This window comes from Streptomyces sp. NPDC088400, from assembly GCF_044753355.1.
GTDB lineage: Bacteria > Actinomycetota > Actinomycetes > Streptomycetales > Streptomycetaceae > Streptomyces.
This window is the reverse complement of record NZ_JBIVMZ010000009.1, coordinates 57421-80022: the sequence shown is the minus strand read 5'-3', so window position 1 is coordinate 80022 and position 22602 is coordinate 57421. Positions and strand designations below refer to the sequence as shown.

The window sequence follows — 22602 nt, the reverse complement described above, 5'->3', positions numbered from 1 at the left end:
ACGGAATGCCACGCTTCGGCGCTCCTTATGCGACATATCCTTACGGATTACCAGGATCACCTGAACTCACGGTCCCAGCAGCACGGATGGGGCACGGACATGGGGCACACACCTGCGACCGGGCTCACACGTTCGGGGGCGCCCCCTCGATCGGGCGTCCCAGACGGGCGCTGTTTCCGTCGGGCGCGGGGCGGCGCTGCCACGGCAACGGGCCACCAGGGGGCCGGTATTCGACGCCGAGGGCGTCCAGGCGCCGGTAGTGCTCGGCCATCCGCTGTTCGAAATCGGCGAAATCGCGCTCCGCGGGGGCAGGGAGGGGCGACCAGGCGACCTCGGCGAAGGCGGCCAGGCGCGGGAAGACCTGGTAGTCGACGCGGGAACGGTCCTGCATCACCTCGGTCCACACATTGGCCTGGGTCCCGAGGACGCGCGCCGCCTCCTCCTCGGTCAACTGCGGTGGTACGGGCTCGAAGCGGTACACGTCCTCCAGCGTGCGTACGTATCCGATCGGCATCGGCTCGTCCTCGCCCGGCGCCTGCCGGTGGTCCAGATACACCTGCTGCTCGGGGCACATGACGACGTCGTGACCGGCCTTGGCGGCGGCGATCCCGCCCGCGTACCCGCGCCAGGACGACACGGCCGCGCCCGGCGCCAGGCCGCCCTCCAGGATCTCGTCCCAGCCGATGAGGCGTCGTCCGCGTTCGGTGAGCCAGCGGTCGAAGTGCCGGATGAACCAGGACTGGAGTTCGTCCTCCCCGCTCAGACCCAGTTCCGCGATACGGGCCTGGGCGGCCGGGGACTCCTTCCACTGGTCCTTGAGGCACTCGTCCCCGCCGATGTGGATGAAAGTGGAGGGGAAGAGTCCGAGGAGTTCTTCGAAGACGTCCTCGTAGAACCGGAGGGTGTTGTCAGTGGGGGCGAGTACGTTTGCGGTAATGCCCCAGGTGTCCCAGACGGTGAGGGAGGTCGTGTCGATGACATCGGTGTTGCCGAGTTCCGGATACGCGGCGACGGCCGCCTGCGAGTGGCCCGGGATATCGATTTCGGGGACGACGGTGATATGCCGCTCGGCGGCGTACGCGACGATCTCCCGGATGTCGTCCTGGGTGTAGTAACCGCCGTGCGGCTTCTCCTCCCACAGCTCGGAGGCGCGGTGGCCCCATTTGGTGCGCGGGCGCCAGGCGCCGACTTCCGTCAGCCTCGGGTGGCGTTTGATCTCGACGCGCCAGCCCTGGTCGTCGGTGAGATGGAAGTGGAAGACATTCAGCTTGTGGGCGGCGAGGAGGTCCAGATAGCGCAGGACACCGTCCTTGGGCATGAAGTGCCGTGCCACGTCGAGCATCATGCCCCGCCAGGCGAAGCGGGGCGCGTCCTCGATGACGGTCATCGGCACGGACCACTCCCGCCCGGGATCGACCGGTGACCTTCGGTACGCGTCGGGGCCGAGCAGCTGGCGGAAGGTCTGCGCCGCCCAGAAGACCCCGGCCGCGCTGCCGCCTTCGACCCGGACGGCGTCCGCGTCGGCGGTGATCCGGTAGCCCTCGGGGCCCAACTCCCGGCCGATGCCGGGGCTGACGGCGAGAACGATCCGGTTGTCGCCCCCGGCGCCCTCCGGGAGCGGCAGCCCGGTCGCGGCCCCGACGGTCGTACGGAGCCACCGGGCCACCCCCTCCGTGCCGGGGCCCGCCTCGACGACCGTCTCCTCGTCGAGCGGGTACGTGCCCCCCGCGCGGAGCACCGGCCAGGCTCGCAGGGGATCGGGGATCAGATCCATCTCGTCCGTCCTTTCGGTCCTTGAACCTTTAATCCTTGATCACTGATCCTCGACCACTGACCCTCGACCGTTAATCCCTGACCGTTAAACCCTGACCGTTAATCCTTGACCGCGCCGCCGAGTCCGGAGACCAGGCGTCGCTGTACGAGTACGAAGAAGACCAGCACCGGAACGGTCATGACGGTGGACCCGGCCATGATCCCGCCCCAGTCGTTCTCGTCCGGTTTGAAGAAGACCAGCAGCGCCATGGGAAGGGTCGACTGGGAAGTGTCGCTGATGATGAAGGACTTGGCGAAGAGGAAGTCGTTCCAGGTCGAGATGAAGGAGAAGACACTCGTCGCGACCAGCCCCGGGAAGACCAGCGGGAAAAGGATCTGCCACAGGAACCGGGTACGGCTCGCGCCGTCGATGTAGGCGGCCTCCTCCAGCGCCTCGGGGACCGCCTTGACGAATCCCCGCAGCATCCAGACGGCGAACGGCAGCGAGAAGGCGAGGTGCGGCAGGACCAGCGAACCGAGCGTATTGAGCAGGCCGGCATCACGCATCAGGAAGAACAGCGGAATCGTCAGCGCCTCGATCGGCACCATCTGCGCGACCAGGAACATGATGAGCAGGGTCGTCCGGAATCGGAAGCGGAAACGGGTCACCGCCGTCGCCGCGAGAAAGGCGATGAGCGCGGACGCGATCACGACCGTACCGGCGACGGCCAGGCTGTTGAGGAAGTACCGCCCGAATTCCTCCTGTTCGAAGACGCGACGGAAGGAGTCGAGCGATGGGGAGAGCGTCCAGGGGCGGGCCTCGGTGGACTGGATCTCGCCCTGCGGTTTGAACGCGGAGAGGACCATCCAGTACAGCGGAAAGGCCACGATCACGGCGATGACGAGGGCCGATGCCTCGGCCGCCAGCCGCCAGGGGCGGCGTATACCGAGCAGGTTCACAGTTCTTCTCCCCTGCGCCGCAGCAGTCGCAGATAGACGAGCGTGACCGCCAGCAGAATCAGCAGCATGACCACGCCGATCGCCGAACCCAGGCTGTACTGGGAGGAAGCGAAGGCCTTCTGATAGGCGTAGACATTGAGTACGAGATTCTGTCCGGCGATTCCTCCGCCGTTCGTCATCACATAGATCTGGGTGAAGACCTTGAAGTCCCAGATGATCGACTGGATGGTGACGACCACCAGGATCGGCCGCAGCATCGGCGCGGTGACGGACCGCCAGATCCGCCACTGCGAGGCGCCGTCGAGCGAGGCCGCCTCCAGCACCTCACCGGGGATCGCCCTGATGCCCGCGTACACGGTCACCATCACGAACGGGAACGAACACCACACCACCTCGAAGAGCACCAGCGCGAAGGCGCTGTAGCGGCCGTACGTCCAGGAGAAGTCGCCCAGCCCCAGCAGCCGGTTGACCGGGCCGTAGTCCGGGTCGAAGAGGAAGACCCAGACCGTGGAGCCGGTGATCGCGGGGGTGGCCCACGCACCGAGGGCGGCGAGCATCAGCGCGAGGCGCGGCACGGCCCGTACGCGCGTCAGCAGTACGGCGAGCGCGCAGCCCACCACGAGGGTGGCGACGACGCACCCGGCGGCGAACAGCACGGTCGCGAGCAGCACCTGCCAGAACTGGCCGTCGCCGAAGAGCGTGGCGTAGTTGCCGAAGCCCTGGAAGGAGGTCGGCTGCCCGCCGCTGACCTGGGCCTGGGTGTACTCCAGGAAGGAGATCAGGCCGAGTTGGTAGATCGGGTAGATGAGCAGCCCGCCGAGGACGACCAGGGCGGGCGCGAGGTAGAACCAGGGCGTCCAGCCCGCCTGCCCGGCCCGCCGGGGAGCCCGCCCCGGCCCCTTACGGGCGCCGGACGGCGCAGCGGACGGCGCGGCGGGCCCGGCCGCGACGGCGAGCGCCGCGCCCCCGGCAGACCGCGCGGAGGGGACAACGGGGCTTCCCTGAACGGAGCCGCCCTGCGCGGCCGTACGGTCCGCTCCGGCCGTAGCACCGCCGTCCGTAAGGCCCCCGGCCTCGGCGCCATCGGACGCGGCGCCATCAGCCGTGAGGTGGCCGCTCCGGCGGTCGCCGGTGTCGTTCGTCATCGCGCTCAGCCCGCGGACGTGAACGCCGCGTCCATCTTCTTCGCCGCGTCGTCCGACGCCGCGGCGACGTCCTTACGGCCGCTGACGATCTCCTGGAACATCGTCGGGAGGACCAGCGAGGAGTCGATCTGCGCCCAGCCCGGCGACGCCGGAACGAACTTGGCGCCCGCCCCCAGCGTCTCCACGAAGGGCTCCACGAACGGCTGCTTCTTCGCCGAGTCCGCCAGCACATCCGTGTACGTCGGCAGGAAGCCCATCGCGTCGAACAGCTTGGCCTGCGTGTCCTTTCCGGCGATCGACTTCATCAGGTCCACGGCGAGCGTGCGGTGCGAACTGCTCTTGAGCACACCGATGTTGTTCCCGCCCGCGAACGCCGGCGCGACCGATCCCTCCTTCACGCCCGGCAGCGGTACGACCGCGTACTTGCCCTTCGCCGCGCCCGCCTCGACGGCCGCATGGCTGAAGTCGCCGCCTATCGCCATCGCGGCCTTCCCGGAAGCGAACGCCGTCACCGTCGCGTTGCCGCCCATCGAGGCGCACTTGGCGGCCGGACAGTTGTCGTCGCCGAAGAGGGAGGTGTACGCCTCGATGCCCTTGCGGGCCGCCGGACTGTTGACGGTGGCCCTGAACGAGCCGCCGCTCTTCTCGGCGAGTTCGCCCCCGTTCGCCCAGACGAACGGCATGGCCCCGTAGGTGTACGCGCCGCCGACCGCGAGCCCGTACAGACCGGGCTTCGCCTTGTGGACCTTCTTGGCGGTGGAGATCAGCTCCGCCTGGCTCCTGGGGGCGGAGAGCCCCAACTCCTCGAAGACGTCGGTGCGGTAGTACAGGGCGCGGACGCCGACGAAGAACGGCGCTCCGTAGATCTTCCCGTCCACCGTGGCGGACTGCTCGGCCGTCGGGTCGGTGTCCTTGGCCTCGTCCCAGGCCTTGAACTCCTCGGTGACATCGGCGAGTCCACCGTCCTTGACGTACCCGGCGGTGTCGGTGTTGCCGTACTCGATGAGGTCCGGGGCGCTCTTCGGGTCGTTGAAGGCTGCCTTGACGCGCTGGGCGCGGGTCTCGACCGGGATGTACTCGACCTCGACCTTCGCCCCCTCGTGCCGCTCGCGGAAGGCGGCGACAGCGGCGTCGACGACCTTCTCCTTGGGCTTGTTGCCGACCTCCTGGAAGAGCCAGACGCGCAGCGTGCCGCTCTTCTCGTCCTTCGTCGCGCTGTTGTCGGAGGTCTGCGGGGCGCAGGCGGTGGCGGTGAGGCCGGCGAGCACCAGTGCCGCGGCCGGGGCGGCAAGGCGGGCAGAAAGCTTCATCCGGGATCCCTACGGGTATCGGCGCTGCATCATGACGTGCATCGGCGTTGCATCATGCGCAACGAACGTTTCGTGCTGCACAACTCGCTGGAGATTAAGCGCGGCTGGACACGCCGACAAGTGGTCTCAACCAATCTGTGACCGCGAGATGCGCCCGCACGTGGATGCCCGCACGTCGATGAGCCGGCCCGCGGACAGGACTTCGGAACAGGACGACTTCAGACAGGACGACTTCAGACAAGACGACTTCGGACGGGGCTGTCGGACGCGCCCGGCCGGCGCCCGGAAAACGACGCACCCACCCCCGGCGCCACGGAAAACGCGGACGGCCCCCGGGAGGCACGCTCACGCGCGCCCCGGGGGCCGTTCCAACGGAGGACGGGCCGCTACTTCTTGCCCTTGTCCTTGCCGCCCTTGTCCTTGTCCTTGTCCCCGCCGGGGCCCATGGACTCGTAGATCTCTTTGCACATCGGACAGACCGGATACTTCTTGGGGTCGCGCCCCGGTACCCAGACCTTCCCGCACAGTGCGACCACGGGAGTGCCGTCGAGGGCACTCGCCATGATCTTGTCCTTCTGGACGTAGTGGGCGAAGCGCTCGTGGTCGCCGTGCGACACCTCTGGCGTCGGCTCCACGAGGGTGCTCGTACCTGCCCCGCGCTCGGGCTCAAGAGTGCTCATAGCAGCCAAGGGTACCCACGCCGGGAGCGTCCTGGAGGCGCTGGGTCCCTGCACTCCGGAGCCGGACGCTCACGCATCGCTCCGACACGCCGTACGGACACCGCGCCCCGCCCGGTCGGTCCGTCCGCCGGTCCGTCAATTGAGCGACGGATCGTCCGCGTACGTCGCGACCATGGCCAGTTGGCTCCGCTGCCGCCGCAGCACCGCCCGCCACAGCCCCTCCGGCCGCGGCGACGACACGTCACCCGGCTCCGAATCCACCACGTACCACGCGCCTTCGCTCAGTTCGGAGTCCAGCTGCCCCGGACCCCAGCCCGCGTATCCGGCGAAGATGCGCAGCGAGCCGAGCGCCCGCGCGAGCAGTTCCGGCGGGGTCTCCAGATCGACGAGACCGATCGCGCCGTGCACCCTGCGCCACCCCAGCGGCCCCTCCTCGCCCGGGATCACGGCGAGGCCGAGCGCCGAGTCCAGCGAGACCGGGCCGCCCTGGAAGACCACACCGGGTTCGCCCGCCAGCTCTCCCCAGGACTCCAGGATGTCCCCCACCCCCACCGGAGTCGGTCTGTTGAGGACCACGCCGAGGGAGCCCTCCTCGTCGTGATCGAGCAGGAGGACCACAGCGCGGTCGAAATTCGGGTCACCGAGGGCGGGTGTGGCGACGAGCAACCGCCCTGTGAGCGAGGACACCTCGGTCATGCGAGACATGATCCCGCATATTCGCCTTCCGCGGGGCGCGCGCGGCAGAGTATGCGTGAACCCAGCTCAGGGCGCACCGCGGCAGCGGGAGCGCACGGCTTCGGGAAAAAGAGAACGGTGACACTCCGCAAGGGATGCGGCACCGTACGTGTCACGCCGGATTTATTACCCGTCCGACGCTCCCCAGGCCTTACGGGACAGAGGGTCCGGCCCCGTACCCTTTTCCTTGGCCACCTGCCCGCCCACTCCGGAACGCGAGATTCATGACCGGCACAGACGATGTAATGCTTGTCCACGGCGGAACCCCGCTGGAGGGCGAGATCCGCGTTCGCGGTGCGAAGAACCTGGTGCCCAAGGCCATGGTCGCAGCGCTCCTGGGCAGCGGCCCGAGCCGGCTGCGCAATGTGCCCGACATCCGCGACGTACGTGTCGTACGGGGACTGCTCCAGCTGCACGGCGTGACCGTACGCCCCGGCGACGAACCGGGCGAGCTGATCCTCGACCCGACACACGTCGAGAGCGCCAACGTCGCCGACATCGACGCCCACGCGGGCTCGTCGCGCATCCCGATCCTCTTCTGCGGACCGCTGCTCCACCGGCTCGGCCATGCCTTCATCCCGGGACTCGGCGGCTGTGACATCGGCGGCCGGCCGATCGACTTCCACTTCGACGTGCTGCGCCAGTTCGGCGCGACAATCGAGAAGCGGGCGGACGGCCAGTACCTGGAGGCCCCGCAGCGGCTGCGCGGCACCAAGATCCGGCTGCCGTACCCGTCGGTCGGCTCGACGGAGCAGGTGCTGCTGACGGCCGTCCTGGCCGAGGGCGTCACCGAACTGTCGAACGCGGCGGTGGAGCCGGAGATCGAGGACCTCATCTGCGTACTGCAGAAGATGGGCGCGATCATCTCGGTGGACACCGACCGGACGATCCGGATCACCGGTGTCGACCGGCTCGACGGCTATACGCACCGGGCGCTGCCGGACCGCCTGGAGGCCGCCTCCTGGGCGTCCGCGGCGCTGGCCACCGAGGGCAACATCTACGTGCACGGCGCGCAGCAGCGGTCGATGATGACGTTCCTCAACACCTTCCGCAGGGTCGGCGGTGCCTTCGAGATCGACGACAAGGGCATCCGCTTCTGGCACCCGGGCGGCTCGCTCAACGCCATCGCGCTGGAGACGGACGTACACCCCGGCTTCCAGACCGACTGGCAGCAGCCGCTGGTGGTGGCCCTGACGCAGGCCTCGGGGCTGTCCATCGTCCACGAGACGGTGTACGAGTCACGGCTCGGCTTCACCTCCGCGCTCAACCAGATGGGTGCGCACATCCAGCTCTACCGGGAGTGCCTGGGCGGCTCCGACTGCCGCTTCGGGCAGCGCAACTTCCTGCACTCGGCGGTCGTGTCGGGCCCGACCCGGCTCCAGGGCGCGGATCTGGTCATCCCCGACCTGCGCGGCGGCTTCTCGTACCTGATCGCGGCGCTGGCGGCCCAGGGCACGTCCCGGGTCCACGGCATCGAACTGATCAACCGCGGTTACGAGAACTTCATGGACAAGCTCGTCGAGCTGGGCGCGAAGGTCGAACTCCCGGGCGGCGCGCTTCTCTGACCGCCCGCCGGCCGGCCACCGGGAGGAGGCCGGTCACCAAGAAGCCGCCCGGACCGGCCGCTTCCCGTACATCACCGCCTGTGGCCCCGCTCCGAGGAGCGGGGCCACAGGTGTCTCCGTGACGGGTACAGGGGCACACACGCCCCGCCCGGCCCCTTCTGAGTGTGTGTTGTCCGGCCCCGTGCCCCACCGCCCGCGTTCCGGCACGTGTGACCCGTGCCCCACCGGCCGCGTTCCGGCCACGTGTGACCCGCGTCCGGACACACAGCAGGGGCGGCCGTCCGGTTCGGACGGCCGCCCCTGTGCGTTTTTCCCGGGCCCGGTCTGGGCTCGGGAGAGGTCTTACTTGCCCTTGGCGGCTTCCTTGAGCTTGGAGCCCGCGGAGACCTTCACGCTGTAGCCGGCCGGGATCTGGATCGGGTCGCCGGTCTGCGGGTTACGAGCGGTGCGAGCGGCACGGTGGGTGCGCTCGAAGGTCAGGAAGCCGGGGATGGTGACCTTCTCGTCGCCCTTGGCGACGACTTCGCCGACCGTCTCGGCGAGAGCGGCCAGCACGGCGTCGGCGTCCTTGCGGGTCACCTCGGCACGGTCGGCCAGGGCGGCCACCAGCTCACTGCGGTTCATGTTGTTACTCCCGTGTTCTTCTTGCCTGTAAGGCGTGAGATCGAAGCCGATGCTGCCAGGGCCCTCGGACAGTCCCCGGACCCGGGTCTGCTGACAGACCCTCGCGCCCGAATACGCATCCTGCCCCCACCAGCGGCGGGAAAGCCAATCCGGCACCCTCCGGAGTCACACGAAAGCGCCACTGCCTCGTCGTCGTGACGTTCCGTCGACTCTGTGGGGACTCCTTGGAGCCTTGGCCTTGGAGCCGTGAACCCCCGGAGGCCCTGAAAACCTCCCTGGAGCGGCGGGGCTCATGGACCGCCACCCTAGAGGGGCCCGTGGGGCCCGGCGAATCGCGACGCGCCGGGCGTCGGGCGGACGTACGGCACACCACGGGGTACCCGGCGTGGGACTCACCACAGGGTGAGTGTCCCCGCCGGACCGCGGTGTGCCGCCGTGAACGGTCGGCTACCCCGTGCCCCGTGGGTTACGCGTGGGTGCTCGGTGCCGACTCCGTCACACCGGCCGCCTTGGCGGCGTCGCGCACCGCACCCGCCACCGCGCCCGCGACCTTGTCGTTGAAGACCGAGGGCACGATGTAGTTCGGGTTGAGCTCGTCCTCCGTGACGACGTCCGCGAGGGCTTCCGCCGCGGCCAGCATCATTTCGGTGTTGACCGTACGGGACTGGGCGTCCAGCAGGCCTCGGAAGACACCGGGGAAGACCAGCACGTTGTTGATCTGGTTGGGGAAGTCGGAGCGGCCGGTGGCCACGACCGCGGCCGTCTCGCGCGCGATCCCCGGGTCGACCTCCGGGTCGGGGTTCGCGAGCGCGAAGACGATCGCGTTGTCCGCCATGGCCGCGACGTCGCCGCCGTCCAGCACGTTCGGGGCCGACACACCGATGAAGACGTCCGCGTCGACCACGGCCTCCTTCAGGGTGCCGGTGACGCCCTCGGGGTTCGTGTTGTCGGCGATCCAGCGCAGCGGCGACTCGGGGGCGGCGTCGACCAGGTCCGCGCGGCCCGCGTGCACCACACCGTGGATGTCGGCGACCACCGCGTGCTTGACGCCCGCGGCGATGAGCAGCTTGAGGATGGCCGTACCGGCCGCGCCCGCACCGGACATGACGACCCGTACGTCCCCGAAGGCCTTGCCGACCACACGCAGCGCGTTGGTCAGCGCCGCCACCACCACGATCGCGGTGCCGTGCTGGTCGTCGTGGAAGACCGGGATGTCCAGCGCCTCGCGCAGCCGTGCCTCGATCTCGAAGCAGCGGGGCGCGGAGATGTCCTCCAGGTTGATGCCCGCGAAGCCGGGGGCGATCGCCTTGACGATCTCGACGATGGCGTCGGTGTCCTGGGTGTCCAGGCAGAGCGGCCAGGCGTCGATGCCGGCGAAACGCTTGAAGAGGGCCGCCTTGCCCTCCATCACGGGCAGCGCGGCCTTGGGGCCGATGTTGCCCAGGCCCAGGACGGCGGAGCCGTCCGTGACGACCGCCACGGAGTTGCGCTTGATGGTGAGCCGGCGGGCGTCCTCGGGGTTCTCCGCGATCGCCATGCAGACCCGGGCCACACCCGGCGTGTAGATCATCGAGAGATCGTCACGGTTGCGGATGGGATGCTTGGACTGCATCTCGATCTTGCCGCCGAGGTGCATCAGGAACGTACGGTCGGAGACCTTGCCGAGGGTGACCCCCTCGATCTTCCGCAGTTCCTCGACGATCTCGTCCGCGTGGCCGGTGGAAGACGCGGCGATGGTGACATCGATCCGCAGCTTCTCGTGGCCGGAGGCGGTCACGTCCAGGCCGGTAACAGAGCCGCCGGAGGACTCCACAGCAGTGGTCAGCTGGGAAACCGCGGTACCACTCGCGGGAACCTCCAGCCTGACCGTCATCGAGTACGAGACGCTGGGCGCCGTTGACATGACCGTGTTCCTCTTCTTTCCCTAGCCTTATTGCCGCTCCGCCGACCGAGGTCCTTGCGGTGCTTACCGATGGTCGCACCTACCCGTGGGTAGCAGGTAAAGCCCTGGGCCCCAGGAAAGTGTTTTCCATCATACGAGAGGGTCCGGAGCATGCCTGGTCGTGGCGTTCGCAACGGAATGACGGAATCCACGGCGCACACGGCCCGCACGGCCCGCACGGCCCGCACGGCACAACAGAAGCAGGCCTTCACCAACTACGGGTGAAGGCCTGCTGACATGAGAGGTGAAGAGGTGGCACCGACCCGCCATGCTCGCCTCGCGGCAAGTGGTCGCTCGTAGCGACGAAGGTTGGGCCCGGGGGCTTGGATCGGGCCGGTGCCACACCCAGGCTAACAAACCACCCCGGGAAGTGATTCCTCCAGCGCGAGTTGACCGGGAATCAATCCCGGAGCAGGTCCGGTACTCCCTGCGCGTCCGGCTCGTCGCGGGCCGCCGAGACCACCGTGAGCTGCTGGGTCGCCCGGGTGAGCGCCACGTACAGCACCCTCAGACCCGCCGGGGACTCGTCCGCGATGTCCGCCGGGGACACCACGACCGTCGCGTCGTACTCCAGGCCCTTGGCCTCCAGGCTGCCCAGCGCCACCACCCGGTCGCCGAGCCCGGCCAGCCAGCGCGCCGCCTGCTCGCGCCGGTTCATCGCCACGACGACCCCGACCGTGCCGTCCACCTGGTCCAGCAGCCGCCGCGCCTCCGCCCGTACGGTCGCGGCCTGGTCCCCGTCCTGTACGACGCGGAAGCGCGGCCGTACGCCCGTGGAGCGCACCGCCCTCGGCGACTCCATCCCGGGCATGGCGAGAGTGAGGACCTTGGCCGCCAACTCGGCGATCTCGGCCGGGTTCCGGTAGTTCACCGTCAGGGTGAAGCGGCGGCGCGGGCGGCTGCCGAGCGCCTCGTCGCGGGCCTCGGCGGCCTCGTCCGGGTCGGACCAGGACGACTGCGCCGCGTCGCCGACGACCGTCCAGGTGGCGTGCCGGCCACGGCGGCCGACCATCCGCCACTGCATGGGTGTCAGGTCCTGTGCCTCGTCGACGATGACGTGCGCGTACTCCGTACGCTCCGCCGCCAGCCGCTCGGCCCGCTCGCGCTGCGACTCCTCGCGCTGCGGCATCAGTTCCTCCAGCCCGGTCAGCTGGTCCAGCGGGTCGAGGTCGCGGCGCTTCCTGGGGCGCGGCGGCGAGCCGAGGAGCGTCTCCAACTCGTCCAGGAGCGCCACGTCGTGCACGGACAGCGGGCCGTCGCCGTCGGCGCCCAGCCGCTTGAGCGAGCGGGCGAGGCGCCGGGTCTCGCCCTGGTTGAGGATGCGGCGCGACCAGCGGACCAGCCGCCGCTCGTCGGCCATCGCGGCGAGCACCCCACGCGGGGTCAGCTCGGGCCACCAGGCGTCCAGGAACTCCAGGAAGGAGTCCTCGGAGGTGATGTCGTCGTCGAAGCCGCCGCGCAGTTCGGCGGCCAGTTCGGCATCGCCCTTCGACGTGTACTCGTCGGCGCGCGCGGCGGCTCCGGACTTCGCCCAGAGGGCGTCCAGCAGGAGTCTTCGGGCCCGTGGTCGGAGCAGGTTGACGGGGGCGGTGCCGCCGAGCACGGACTGCCGGATGCGGTTCAGCTCGCCGGCCTCCAGCTCCAGCCTGCGGCCGAAGGCCACGACCCGGAGCAGGTCGGTCCGTACGGTCCGGGCAGGCGTATCGCCGTCGGAGGCGCCGGAGCCGTCGGAGCCGTCGGAGCCGTCGAGGGTCTCGCTCCCGTCGCCACCGAAGTCGCCGAAGGCCAGCTGGCCGGTCCGCTCGTCGCCGAAGGCCGGCCGGCCGGTCTGCTGCCCGCCCCGGGTCCTGGCCCGTCCGCCGCCGCGCGCCTCGGAGGACCCCGGCCCGGTCAGAGCGCCTTCGAGCGCGCCCCTGGCCGCCTTGCGCAGCACCTTCAGCATCCGCGCCGAGCCCTTGACGCGGGCCACGGCCGGTTCGTCGTACGCCGTGGCCTCCGCGCCGTCCACCAGCGACCCGACCGCCCGGATCGCCACCTGCCCCTCCTCGCCCAGCGAGGGCAGCACGCCCTCCGTGTACGCGACGAGCAGCGGCGTCGGCGAGACGACCAGGATGCCGCCCGCGTACCGCCGCCGGTCCTGGTAGAGCAGATACGCGGCACGGTGCAGCGCGACGGCCGTCTTGCCGGTCCCCGGACCGCCCGCCACCTCGGTGACGGACGCGGCGGGCGCCCGGATCACCAGGTCCTGCTCCGCCTGGATGGACGAGACGATGTCCCGCATGGTGTGGCTGCGCGCCTGGCCGAGCGCGGCCATCAGCGCGCCGTCACCGATGACCGGCAGCGCCTCGCCGTCGAGCGAGGCGGTCACCTCCGGGCGCATCAGGTCGTCCTCGACCCCGAGGACCTGGCGGCCCTTGGAGCGGATGACCCGGCGCCGTACGACCCGGCCGGGATCGACCGGTGTGGAGCGGTAGAACGGCGCGGCGGCGGGCGCGCGCCAGTCGATGACCAGCGGTGAGTAGTCGGAGTCAAGAACGCCGATCCGGCCGATGTGCAGCGTCTCGGCGATCTCGGCCGTCCGGTCGGGGCGGATGGCGTCGTCGGCCGGTTCGACCGAGGTGAAGGCGCCGTCCGGGCCCTTCTTCCCGTCCTTGCCCGGCAGCAGGTCGATCCGGCCGAAGAGGAAGTCCTCGAACTCGTTGTTCAGCCGGTTGAGATGGATACCGGCCCGGAAGACCTGGGCGTCACGTTCGGCGAGGGCTCCCGGTGTGCCTACCTGCCCCCGTTTGGCGGCATCGTTCATCAGAAACTCCGCCTCGTGGATCTTCTCCTCGAGGCGGCGGTACACCTGGTCCAGATGGCGCTGTTCGACGCCGATCTCACGGGCGCGTACGGAGTCGTGCCCCGTGTCGCGTACGGGATCGACGACGGGTCCAGCGGATTCAACAGCGGCATCCTGCGCGGCCACCGAGGCCCCCTTCATGACGTGCGTCGGGCAGCCGTCAACCGTACGCGAAGGGGGCGGGTATGTCAGGCGTCGATCTCGACCAGTCGCTTGCCGTCGAACGTACGGACCTCGAAGTGATCGATGTCGTCCTGGTCCATGGCCGTACCGCCCTGGATGTAGAGGGGGCTCTTTCCGGCCGGGTTGGGGCTGTCCGGGAGGCCGTATCCCCATTCGGGCACCGACCAGGAGGCGATGACCTCCTCATCACCGGTCTTGGAGAAAGCGATCAGGCTGCACTTGAGCGGGCCCTTGACGTTCTTCAGCTCCAGGGCGGCCTCCGTCCCCCAGGCCTTCGGATCCATGGCGACGGTCGCGCTGACCCCGGTGGTGGCGTCCGTACCGCTGACCTTGTCCGTCATGAGCTTGAAGTCTTCGCCCAGGGTGGTGGGACGCGCCTCCACGCCGGTCGCCTTCTCGCCGCCCGACAGGGTGGCGACCCCCAGGGGCCCGCCGATGATCAGCGCCGCGGCGGCGGCGATCAGATACATGCCCCGACGCTTGCGCTGGGCGCGCTTGACGGCGACCTCGTCGACGAGGCTGTCGAGGAGGCTGGGAGTGGGCTGTACGGAGACGGAGGGCGTCGGCAACTGGGACAGGGGTGTGACTGGTGGGGACATCTGGCCCGGTGGAGACATCCGGCCCGGTGGGCCCGGTGGCGCGAGGGACGCGAACGGGTCCGGGTTGTCCGCGAGAAGAGCCAGCATCGGCTCCATCCCCGCGAACTCCTCCATGTGGACCGCGCACACCCGGCAGCCGGCCAGATGAGCCTCGAAGGCGATGGCGTCCGATTCGTCGAGAATGCCGAGTACATACGCGCCGACGGCTTCGTGCACCGTGCCTTCGTCGCCCCGTCCGTACTGCTCGTGCGTGGTCATGCAGAGACCCCCCTCTCCTCCAGCGCGAGCTTCATGGAACGCAGTGCGTAGAACACGCGTGAGCGGACGGTCCCGCTGGGTATGCCGAGCGTCTCGGCCGCCTCGTTGACCGTACGTCCCTTGAAATACGTCTCTACGAGGACTTCCCTGTGAGCAGGGGTCAAATCCTCGAGTGCATCAGAGAGCGTCATCAGCCACAACGCCTTGTCGATCTCGTCCTCCGCGGGCATGACCTCCAGCGGTGACGGATCGACTTCCTGCGGCCGGGCCTGCCGGCTGCGGTGACCGTCGATGACGATGCGCCGGGCGACCGTCACCAGCCAGGGTCGGACAGAGCCGGTCGCATTGTTGAGCTGACCAGCGTTCTTCCAGGCACGGATGAGCGTCTCCTGCACGACGTCCTCGGCTCGTTGGCGGTCGCCCGCGACGAGACGCATGACGTAGGCGAGCAGCGGTCCGGCATGTTCCCGGTAAAGAGCTCGCATCAACTCCTCGTCAGGCGCGGGAGAGTTGGTGCGCGGTGTCGCGCTCCGGTGTCGGGCCCGGTGAGGGCGGTCATCGGCCACGGCCGCATCCTTGCGCACCTAAACCTCCCGGTCGAGACCTTCATGGCTGCTTCTCCCTCATGACTACGGGTACACACCCGGGGACGCTCAATGAGCCGGGAAAAACTTTCAAGATCTTTTACGGGCGTCAGGGGGCGGCATGGGCGGTTCCGCCCCGGTCCGGACCCTATGCAGATTCCATGTAGAGCCCATGGAGGTCTTGTCCAGAAGCCGCAGAGAACCTGTGTGCACTTGGCCGAAAATCGCGCAAGAACCTTGCGATAACGAGGGCGGCGAGGGCTTCCGCGCGCCCCTCATGTGCTCCTCGTACGGCAACACGCCCGGGTTGAACCCCGAATCCGGCCGAGTTGACCAGGCTTCAGGCCCGGATCGCGCCCGCGTTCGGTTTCGAGGCGGGCCGGCCCGGGTTTGGGTTGGTCCGGTTCCGGTCTGTTCAGGCCTGGATCTCCGGTCTGTTCAGGCCTGGATCTCCGGCCTGTTCAGGCCTGGGTCTCCGGGCCACAACAGGCCCGGGGTTCGGGTCTGTTCAGGCCTGGGTCAGCGCCGCCCTGCGACGGTGTCTTGCTACCCGCTCGCGGTTGCCGCACACCTCACTGGAGCACCAACGGCGGCGCCGGCCCCGCGAGGTGTCCACATACACACGCCGGCAGTTGTCCCCCTCGCACTGCCGGAGCCGGGCCCGCGCGGCCGGGTCGGTGAGCAGTTCCAGGGCGTCCCTGGCCACGGCGGCCAGCAGCGCCTCGCACGCCGGCTCGGCGCTCAACGCCCGTACGAGCGTGCCGTCCGCGCCCCGTACGGCCCTGATCCCCAACGGGGGCCCGGCGGCCAGCGCGTTGACCCGCTCCAGGGCCGCGGACGCCTCGCGTCCCTCGATCTCGGCGCGCACCAACCGCTCGATCGCGGCGCGCAGTTCGGCGAAGGACCGTACCCAGCGGGCGTCCGCCTGCGCGAGCCTCGTGCCTTCCGGCAGCAGGCCGGCGGCGATCAGCCACCGGCCGAGCGGTACGGAACCGTCGAGCCGCTCCCACCCTCGTGAGGCCGCCTCTCCGGTCGCCACCAGGTCCAGGCAGACGCGCCCGGAGTCGAACCGCCACTCGTACGAGCCCATCGAGCCCATGCCCGCCGCCATGCGCCTGTCACCGCCTCGGGTTCACCGGTGGGTGCCGTGTCGTGCCGTGCTGTGTCGTGTCGCAGCGCCGTGCAGTGCCGTCCTCTTCAGAGTGCCTGCCCCGGGGCGCGCCCGTAACCCCTGGCACCGGACATGGATCAGCGGCCGCGCACATGATGGCGCGGCCGCGTCCGGCGGGCCGTCGTGCGGGAGCCTCGCTCCCCGTACCTCACGTATCCGCGTACTTGGTGTCGGCGGACGGGTCCAGCGCCAGCCGGTAGCCGCGCTTGACCACGGTGTGGATCAGCTTCGGCGCGCCCAGCGCGGTCCGCAGCCGGGCCATCGCGGTCTCGACGGCGTGTTCGTCGCGGCCCGCGCCCGGGAGCACCCGCAGCAGTTCCGCCCGGGACACCACCCAGCCGGGCCGGCGGCTCAGTGCGTGCAGCAGGGCCATCCCGGCGGGCGGCACCGGCCGCAGATCGCCGTCGACGATCACGGCGTGGCCCCGGATCTCGACGCGGTGGCCCGCGACCGGCAGCGCCCTGACGCGTCCCGGCAGCTCCGCGCAGAGCACCTGGACGAGCGGCCCGAGCCGGAAGCGTTCCGGCTGGACCGTGTCGATGCCGTGCGCCTGGAGGGGCAGCGCGGTGACGGGCCCGACACAGGCCGCCAGTACGTCGTGGTGCAGGGCGGCGATCAGTTCCGGCAGCTGTCCGCGCTGTTCGGCGCGGGAGAGCAGCGAGGCGGCGGCGGGCGCGCTGGTGAAGGTGACGGCGTCCACGGTGCGCGCGAGGGTCGCGTCGATGAGGCGGTCGACGGGGGCGATGTCCTGTGGGGGCATCCAGCGGTAGACGGGTACGACGACGACGTCGGCGCCCCCGGCCCGTAGGGACTCGACGAATCCGGGGAGTGGCTCGCCGTGCAGTTGCAGCGCGACCCGGCGGCCCTCGACGCCCTCCTCCAGGAGCCGGTCCAGCACCTCGGCCATCGACTCGGACGACGGCGACCAGGACTCGGTGAGCCCGGCGGCCCGGATGGCGCCCTTCACCTTGGGCCCGCGCGCGAGCAGCTCGACGCCGCGCAGACAGGCGAGCAGGTCCTCGCCGTGCCCCCAGCCGTCGGCGGCCTCCACCCAGCCCCGGAAGCCGATCGCGGTCGTCGCCACGACCACGTCGGGCACCTGGTCGATCAGTTCCTTGGTGGCGGTGAGCAGCTCCGCGTCGTCCGCGAGCTGCACGATCCGCAGCGCGGGGGCGTGTACGACGGAGCCGCCGCGGCGCTGGATCAGCACGCCGAGCTCCTCGGCCCGCCGTGCCGCCGTGACGCCGATCGTGAATCCGGCGAGGGGGCCGTGCTGCTCGGCGTTCATACCTCTCCTCACCTCGTGTCCCACTCGTGTCGTCCCGCTCGTATTACCCGTGCTCGTGTTGCCCGTGCTCGTATGACCCGTGCCCGTGATACCCGAGCTCGTACTGCTCGTTTCGTCTCACTCGTGCTGAAGCGACCGACCCTGTCAAGGGTGCGTGACAGGCTCGGTTCGCCCGCATGTCGGCGTTGTTACGTACCGCTCCGCCGCGTCCGGCCTCACCGGGTCCCGCTCCACCACGTGGAGCGGCCCCGTGTGCGGCCCGTGAGCGGATCCGGCCTGCGGATCACACCTCCGCGTAGCTGAGCCCGGGCTTCGTCCCGGTGGCCCGGACGGGTCCGGCCGGTACCTTTCGAAGGTATACCGCCCAGGTGAGACCCGCGCAGACGGCGTAGAAGAGCAGGAACGTGACGAACGCCGCGGTGCCGGTGCCCGCCGTCTGGAAGGACTGCCGGAAGGCGAGATTGATGCCGAGCCCGCCGAGCGCCCCGACGGCGCCGATCAGGCCCATCGACGCCCCGGACAGCCGACGCCCGTACGCGGCGGCCGCTTCACCGGTCATGCCCTGGTCCAGCGCCTTCGCCTGGAAGATGCCGGGGATCATCTTGTACGTCGACCCGTTGCCGAGCCCGGTCAGCAGGAACAGCGCGACGAACCCGACGAGGAAGACGCTCAGCGACTCGATCAGCGAGGCGAAGACCACGACGGCGGTCGCGGCGGCCATCGCGGCGAAGTTCCACAGGGTGATGCGGGCGCCGCCGTACCGGTCGGCGAGCCTGCCGCCGACGGGCCGTACGAGCGAACCGAGCAGCGGCCCGATGAACGTGATCGACGCGGCCTGCAACGGCGTACGCCCGAACTGCGTCTGGAGCACCAGGCCGAACGCGAAGCTGTATCCGATGAACGACCCGAAGGTCCCTATGTAGAGGACCGACATGATCCACGTGTGCCGGTCGCGTACGGCTTCCTTGGCCGCCCCCGTGTCGTTCTTCACCGGCGCCAGATTGTCCATGAAGAGGGCCGCGCACACGGCGGCGACGACGATCAGCGGGATGTACACCCCGAGGACGATCCGCGGCTGCGCGGCCCCGGCGGTCCCGATCACCAGCAGCCCGACGAGCTGGACGACCGGCACCCCGATGTTCCCGCCGCCCGCGTTGAGGCCCAGCGCCCAGCCCTTCTGCCGCAGCGGGAAGAAGGAGTTGATGTTGGTCATCGACGAGGCGAAGTTTCCGCCGCCGACCCCGGTGAGCGCGGAGACGATCATGAAGGTGGTGTACGAGGTCCCCGGCTCCATCACGGCGAAGGCCGCGCCGGTCGGCAGGAGCAGCATCAGCGCGCTGAAAATCGTCCAGTTGCGTCCGCCGAACCGTGCGACGGCGAAGGTGTACGGCACCCGTGCGATCGAGCCGACCAGGGTGGCCATGCCGATCAGGAAGAACTTCCCGGCGGGGTCGACGCCGTACTCGGGCCCCATGAACAGGACCATGACCGACCACAGGGTCCAGATGGAGAAACCGATGTGCTCGGAGAGAATGGAGAAGACCAGATTGCGCCGGGCCACCCGCTCCCCCGTGTCCTTCCAGAAGGCATCGTCCTCCGGATCCCACTGCTCGATCCAGCGGCCTCCTTCGCGCGCTGCGGTGGTGGTGGTCGGGGCAGTCATCACGCCTCCACGGACGGGAATCGAATGGTGGTTCCTGACCGTAGGTACGACGCGTTTCGCCCCGATGCCTCAAGGTGACCAGCGCGCAACCTTGCTCTCACCCGTGCCTGGACATGACTGTGAGCAGCCGGTCGGAGTCGTCCCCTCGGACGGTGTCCCACGCGAGAGCCGACCCGACACCATATAAATCACACGAAATGAATTACACATTAATCGAATGGATTATTTTAGGCCGACTGTGTGCTGTCGGCATTCCCGCTCAGAGGCACCTTCGGCGCCGTTCTCTTACGGGCGTTCCCCCCTTGCTCCCTCCTTATCGGCTCGTGATCGGCTCGTGATCGCGGGAAGACGGCAGGACGGGTGCACGTAGTGGTGAATGCGTCCGTTCAACGTTCGAAGAGTTCAAGACTGCTGCGATCACCTGATCGATTGTGGCGGATGATCGCAGACGTGATGGTGACGGGGCACTGATTCCCACCGTCTCTCCGGAGGTCACCATGAACGATCACCAGCTGAGTCTCGGTCCCGATGCCGCACGGCAGTTGGCCACCACCACCAAGACCCGGCCGCAGATGCGCGCGATCACCCCGCGCTATCTGCTGCGGGCGCTGCCCTGGGTGGACGTCGAGTCCGGCGTCTACCGCGTCAACCGTCGCCGCACTTTCGTGCTGGGCGACGACAGGATCAGCAGCTACAGCGACAACGGCACTCACCGTGTCGTGGTCGAGGATCTGCGGGAGATTCCCTACCTGCGCGAGGCCGATTCGGAATTGCTCACCGAACTGGCCGGCTCGTTCACCGCTGTCACCTTCGAGGCCGGACAGGTCCTGGCCACGGAAGGCGAACCCTGCGAGCAGCTGTGGGTGTTCGTCCAGGGCAAGGCGGAGAAGCGGGTCACCGGCCGCTACGGCGAGGAAGCCGTCCTGGAGGTGATCGGAGACGGCCAGTTCTTCGACCTCGCCTCCTGGACCCGCGACGCCCCCATGCCCCACCAGGTCAAGGCGCTGACGCGCGGAGTGGCGTTATGTATCGGCCGCGGTGAGCTGTCCCGGCTCAGCGACCGCGACGAGCGACTGCGAGCCGCGCTGGACGCCTACACCGCCGACGGCGCGCCGGAGCCGGGATCCGAGGTGCCGGTGGACCTCGCCTCGGGCCACGTCGGCGAACCGGACCTGCCGGGAACGTACGTCGAGTACGAGGACACCCCACGCGAGTACCACATGAGCCTGGCCCAGACCGTGCTGCGCGTGCACAGTCGCGTCGCCGACCTCTACAACGAGCCCATGGACCAGACCAGGTCCCAGGCCGATCTGACCGTCCAGGCGCTGCGCGAGCGCCAGGAGGCGATGATGCTGAACCACCCGGAATTCGGCCTCTTCCACAACGTCGCCCCCGGCCAGCGCGTACAGGCGCGCACCGGCGCACCCACGCCCGACGACCTCGACGAGTTGCTGACCAGGGTCTGGAAGCAACCGGCGTACTTCCTCGCCCATCCCCGGGCGATCGCCGCCTTCGCCAGGGAGTGCACCCGCCGGGGAGTGCCCCCGTTGACGGACACCCGGTTCGGCAGCCCCCTGCTGACGTGGCGCGGTGTGCCGCTGCTGCCCTCGGACAAGGTGCGCTTCTCCGGCCGGGCCGGCGTGGGCACCACCGAGATCCTGCTGATGCGCGTGGGCGAGGCCGAGCAGGGTGTGGTGGGGCTGCGCCCGTCGAAGGTGACCGACGAGGTGGAACCGGGCCTGGCCATGCGGAACATGGGCATGGACCAGAAGGGCATCAACTCGTATCTGATGACGGCCTACTTCAACGCCGCCGTGCTGGTGGAGGACGCCACCGCCGTCCTGCAGAACGTCGAGGTGTCCAAGTACCATGACTACGTGTGACCTCGCGGGGCGCGAAGCTCCCGGAAGCCCGCCCGCGGCGGACCCTGTCCCCTCTGCCGCCCCCGCTCCCGCTGCCCCTGCCACTCCCGCTGCCGCCATCGCGGAGCAGCCTCCCGCAGGGCCCGGCGGTCACGGCGCCTTCTCCCCGGACATGGCGCGCAAGGACATACCCGTCCTGCACCGAACGGTCAACGGCCACCCCCTGGTCTGGCTCGACAACGGCGCCACCACCCAGAAGCCACGTCAGGTCATCGAGGCACTGACCACCTACTACGCCTCCGCCAACTCCAACATCCACCGCGGCGCGCACACCATGGCGCGGGAAGCCACCGAGGGATACGAACAAGGCCGCGCGGCGGTCGCGGATCTGCTGGGCGCACCCGCACCCGAGAGCGTGATCTTCGTCCGCGGAACGACCGAGGCGATCAACCTCGTCGCCCAGAGCTGGGGGCGGGACAACCTCGGCCCCGGCGACGAGATCCTGGTCCCGGTGCTCGAACACCACTCCAACATCGTTCCCTGGCAGCACATCGCCAAGGAGCGACGGGCCCGGGTGGTCCCCGTACCCCTCCAGCAGGACGGCCAGATCGACCTGGACGCCTACGCCGACCTGCTGTCCTTCCGCACCCAGCTCGTCGCGCTCAGCCATGCCTCGAACGTCCTGGGCACCGTGCCCCCCGTCCGGGAGATGACCGCGCTGGCCCACCGCTACGGGGCCAAGGTGCTCGTGGACGGAGCCCAGGCGGTCGCGCACTTCCCGGTCGATGTCCAGGACCTGGACGCCGACTTCTACACCTTCTCCGGGCACAAGGTGTTCGCGCCCACCGGCATCGGCGCCCTGTACGCCAAGCCGGAGGTACTGCGGAGCATGCGGCCCTGGCAGGGCGGCGGGAACATGATCGACTCGGTGGACTTCGGCCACACCAGTTACGCGCCCGTCCCGCACCGGTTCGAAGCCGGCACCGGCCACATCGCCGGAGTCGTCGGCCTTCTGTCCGCCCTCAAGTGGCTGACCTCCTTCGACCGGGAGGCGGTTGCCCGATACGAGACGGACCTCGCCGCCTACGCCCAGCAGGCTCTGGCCGCCCTGCCGGGCATGGAAATCCTGGGTTCCGCACCCGGCAGGGTCGCCGTCCTGACCTTCACCCTCGCGGGACATGAGCCGGCGGAGATCGCCGAGTGGCTCGACCAGGACGGAATCGCCATCCGGGCCGGTCACCACTGCGCGCAGCCCGCGCTGCGGCACTACGGACTGGAGAGTGCGGCGCGGGCCTCGCTCGCCCTCTACAACACCCCCGAGGACGTCGACCGGCTCGTCCAGTCACTGATGCGCCTGCGGGAGACCGCCGCCTGATCCCTGTCCCTTCCGAGGGGCCGGCTGCGGTGGTGCCTGACGGTGCCACCGCAGCCGGCCCCCG

The 22602-nt window shown here is 69.6% G+C and carries 17 protein-coding genes; 3 read left to right on the top strand and 14 right to left on the bottom strand.

What is annotated here, in order from left to right:
* Positions 1-124: 124 nt before the first annotated feature.
* From ACIQD6_RS22900 to ACIQD6_RS22875, 6 genes are all read right to left on the bottom strand, one after another.
* Complete coding sequence (locus ACIQD6_RS22900; protein ID WP_401885077.1) at positions 125-1774, bottom strand: beta-N-acetylhexosaminidase; 1650 nt, start codon at positions 1772-1774, stop codon at positions 125-127.
* A 98-nt stretch (positions 1775-1872) separates the two neighbouring features.
* Complete coding sequence (locus tag ACIQD6_RS22895; protein ID WP_401885075.1) at positions 1873-2712, bottom strand: carbohydrate ABC transporter permease; 840 nt, start codon at positions 2710-2712, stop codon at positions 1873-1875.
* A complete protein-coding gene (locus ACIQD6_RS22890) occupies positions 2709-3857 on the bottom strand; it encodes a carbohydrate ABC transporter permease (RefSeq protein ID WP_401885074.1) in 1149 nt (382 codons plus the stop codon). Before ACIQD6_RS22890 ends, ACIQD6_RS22895 begins: the two co-directional genes overlap by 4 nt.
* Before the next feature lie 5 nt (positions 3858-3862).
* The gene (locus ACIQD6_RS22885; protein WP_401885073.1) at positions 3863-5167 is read right to left on the bottom strand and encodes an extracellular solute-binding protein; all 1305 of its coding nucleotides are present in this window, start codon (positions 5165-5167) and stop codon (positions 3863-3865) included.
* Positions 5168-5553: 386 nt separating this feature from the next.
* The gene (locus ACIQD6_RS22880; RefSeq protein ID WP_401885072.1) at positions 5554-5847 is read right to left on the bottom strand and encodes a DUF3039 domain-containing protein; all 294 of its coding nucleotides are present in this window, start codon (positions 5845-5847) and stop codon (positions 5554-5556) included.
* A 135-nt stretch (positions 5848-5982) separates the two neighbouring features.
* A complete protein-coding gene (locus ACIQD6_RS22875; RefSeq protein WP_401885070.1) occupies positions 5983-6543 on the bottom strand; it encodes a YqgE/AlgH family protein in 561 nt (186 codons plus the stop codon).
* Positions 6544-6806: 263 nt separating this feature from the next.
* Here ACIQD6_RS22875 and murA point away from each other — a divergent pair, with 263 nt between their 5' ends.
* Entirely contained in the window at positions 6807-8147 is a 1341-nt protein-coding gene (murA, locus tag ACIQD6_RS22870; RefSeq protein ID WP_401885069.1) for a UDP-N-acetylglucosamine 1-carboxyvinyltransferase, read from the top strand.
* 342 nt (positions 8148-8489) lie between these two features.
* Here murA and ACIQD6_RS22865 read toward each other — a convergent pair whose 3' ends face one another.
* The 8 genes from ACIQD6_RS22865 to ACIQD6_RS22830 all read right to left on the bottom strand — a co-directional run bounded on the left by ACIQD6_RS22865 (position 8490) and on the right by ACIQD6_RS22830 (position 19301).
* The gene (locus ACIQD6_RS22865) at positions 8490-8771 is read right to left on the bottom strand and encodes an HU family DNA-binding protein (RefSeq protein WP_004571953.1); all 282 of its coding nucleotides are present in this window, start codon (positions 8769-8771) and stop codon (positions 8490-8492) included.
* A 466-nt stretch (positions 8772-9237) separates the two neighbouring features.
* The gene (locus tag ACIQD6_RS22860; protein ID WP_401885067.1) at positions 9238-10674 is read right to left on the bottom strand and encodes an NAD-dependent malic enzyme; all 1437 of its coding nucleotides are present in this window, start codon (positions 10672-10674) and stop codon (positions 9238-9240) included.
* Positions 10675-11113: 439 nt separating this feature from the next.
* Positions 11114-13681: a HelD family protein gene (locus ACIQD6_RS22855; RefSeq protein WP_401885066.1), complete on the bottom strand. Its 2568-nt coding sequence runs from the start codon at positions 13679-13681 to the stop codon at positions 11114-11116.
* A 62-nt stretch (positions 13682-13743) separates the two neighbouring features.
* Entirely contained in the window at positions 13744-14595 is an 852-nt protein-coding gene (locus ACIQD6_RS22850) for a zf-HC2 domain-containing protein (protein ID WP_401885065.1), read from the bottom strand.
* The gene (locus ACIQD6_RS22845) at positions 14592-15179 is read right to left on the bottom strand and encodes a sigma-70 family RNA polymerase sigma factor (RefSeq protein ID WP_401885063.1); all 588 of its coding nucleotides are present in this window, start codon (positions 15177-15179) and stop codon (positions 14592-14594) included. Before ACIQD6_RS22845 ends, ACIQD6_RS22850 begins: the two co-directional genes overlap by 4 nt.
* Positions 15180-15687: 508 nt before the next feature.
* A complete protein-coding gene (locus tag ACIQD6_RS22840) occupies positions 15688-16290 on the bottom strand; it encodes a CGNR zinc finger domain-containing protein (protein WP_401885061.1) in 603 nt (200 codons plus the stop codon).
* A 208-nt stretch (positions 16291-16498) separates the two neighbouring features.
* Positions 16499-17638 carry a uroporphyrinogen-III synthase gene (locus tag ACIQD6_RS22835; RefSeq protein WP_401885060.1) on the bottom strand — a complete coding sequence of 380 codons (1140 nt, stop codon included), beginning with the start codon at positions 17636-17638 and terminating at the stop codon, positions 16499-16501.
* Between the two features lie 283 nt (positions 17639-17921).
* The gene (locus ACIQD6_RS22830; protein ID WP_401885059.1) at positions 17922-19301 is read right to left on the bottom strand and encodes a nitrate/nitrite transporter; all 1380 of its coding nucleotides are present in this window, start codon (positions 19299-19301) and stop codon (positions 17922-17924) included.
* 497 nt (positions 19302-19798) lie between these two features.
* On the opposite strand from ACIQD6_RS22830, the gene ACIQD6_RS22825 reads away from it, so the two are divergent.
* Positions 19799-21184 carry a family 2B encapsulin nanocompartment shell protein gene (locus ACIQD6_RS22825; RefSeq protein WP_401885057.1) on the top strand — a complete coding sequence of 462 codons (1386 nt, stop codon included), beginning with the start codon at positions 19799-19801 and terminating at the stop codon, positions 21182-21184.
* Positions 21171-22538 (top strand): SufS family cysteine desulfurase, encoded by a 1368-nt coding sequence (locus ACIQD6_RS22820; protein WP_401885056.1) that lies wholly within the window; start codon positions 21171-21173, stop codon positions 22536-22538. Before ACIQD6_RS22825 ends, ACIQD6_RS22820 begins: the two co-directional genes overlap by 14 nt.
* The last annotated feature ends 64 nt before the right edge of the window (positions 22539-22602 follow it).

Coding starts and splice junctions, on each gene's coding strand:
- ACIQD6_RS22900 (WP_401885077.1), bottom strand. CDS start 1,774: ATGGATCTGATCCCCGATCCCCTGCGAGCCTGGCCGGTGCTCCGCGCG.
- ACIQD6_RS22830 (WP_401885059.1), bottom strand. CDS start 19,301: ATGACTGCCCCGACCACCACCACCGCAGCGCGCGAAGGAGGCCGCTGG.
- ACIQD6_RS22840 (WP_401885061.1), bottom strand. CDS start 16,290: ATGGCGGCGGGCATGGGCTCGATGGGCTCGTACGAGTGGCGGTTCGAC.
- ACIQD6_RS22850 (WP_401885065.1), bottom strand. CDS start 14,595: ATGACCACGCACGAGCAGTACGGACGGGGCGACGAAGGCACGGTGCAC.
- ACIQD6_RS22890 (WP_401885074.1), bottom strand. CDS start 3,857: ATGACGAACGACACCGGCGACCGCCGGAGCGGCCACCTCACGGCTGAT.
- ACIQD6_RS22875 (WP_401885070.1), bottom strand. CDS start 6,543: ATGACCGAGGTGTCCTCGCTCACAGGGCGGTTGCTCGTCGCCACACCC.
- ACIQD6_RS22880 (WP_401885072.1), bottom strand. CDS start 5,847: ATGAGCACTCTTGAGCCCGAGCGCGGGGCAGGTACGAGCACCCTCGTG.
- ACIQD6_RS22820 (WP_401885056.1), top strand. CDS start 21,171: ATGACTACGTGTGACCTCGCGGGGCGCGAAGCTCCCGGAAGCCCGCCC.
- murA (WP_401885069.1), top strand. CDS start 6,807: ATGACCGGCACAGACGATGTAATGCTTGTCCACGGCGGAACCCCGCTG.
- ACIQD6_RS22860 (WP_401885067.1), bottom strand. CDS start 10,674: ATGTCAACGGCGCCCAGCGTCTCGTACTCGATGACGGTCAGGCTGGAG.
- ACIQD6_RS22865 (WP_004571953.1), bottom strand. CDS start 8,771: ATGAACCGCAGTGAGCTGGTGGCCGCCCTGGCCGACCGTGCCGAGGTG.
- ACIQD6_RS22885 (WP_401885073.1), bottom strand. CDS start 5,167: ATGAAGCTTTCTGCCCGCCTTGCCGCCCCGGCCGCGGCACTGGTGCTC.
- ACIQD6_RS22825 (WP_401885057.1), top strand. CDS start 19,799: ATGAACGATCACCAGCTGAGTCTCGGTCCCGATGCCGCACGGCAGTTG.
- ACIQD6_RS22835 (WP_401885060.1), bottom strand. CDS start 17,638: ATGAACGCCGAGCAGCACGGCCCCCTCGCCGGATTCACGATCGGCGTC.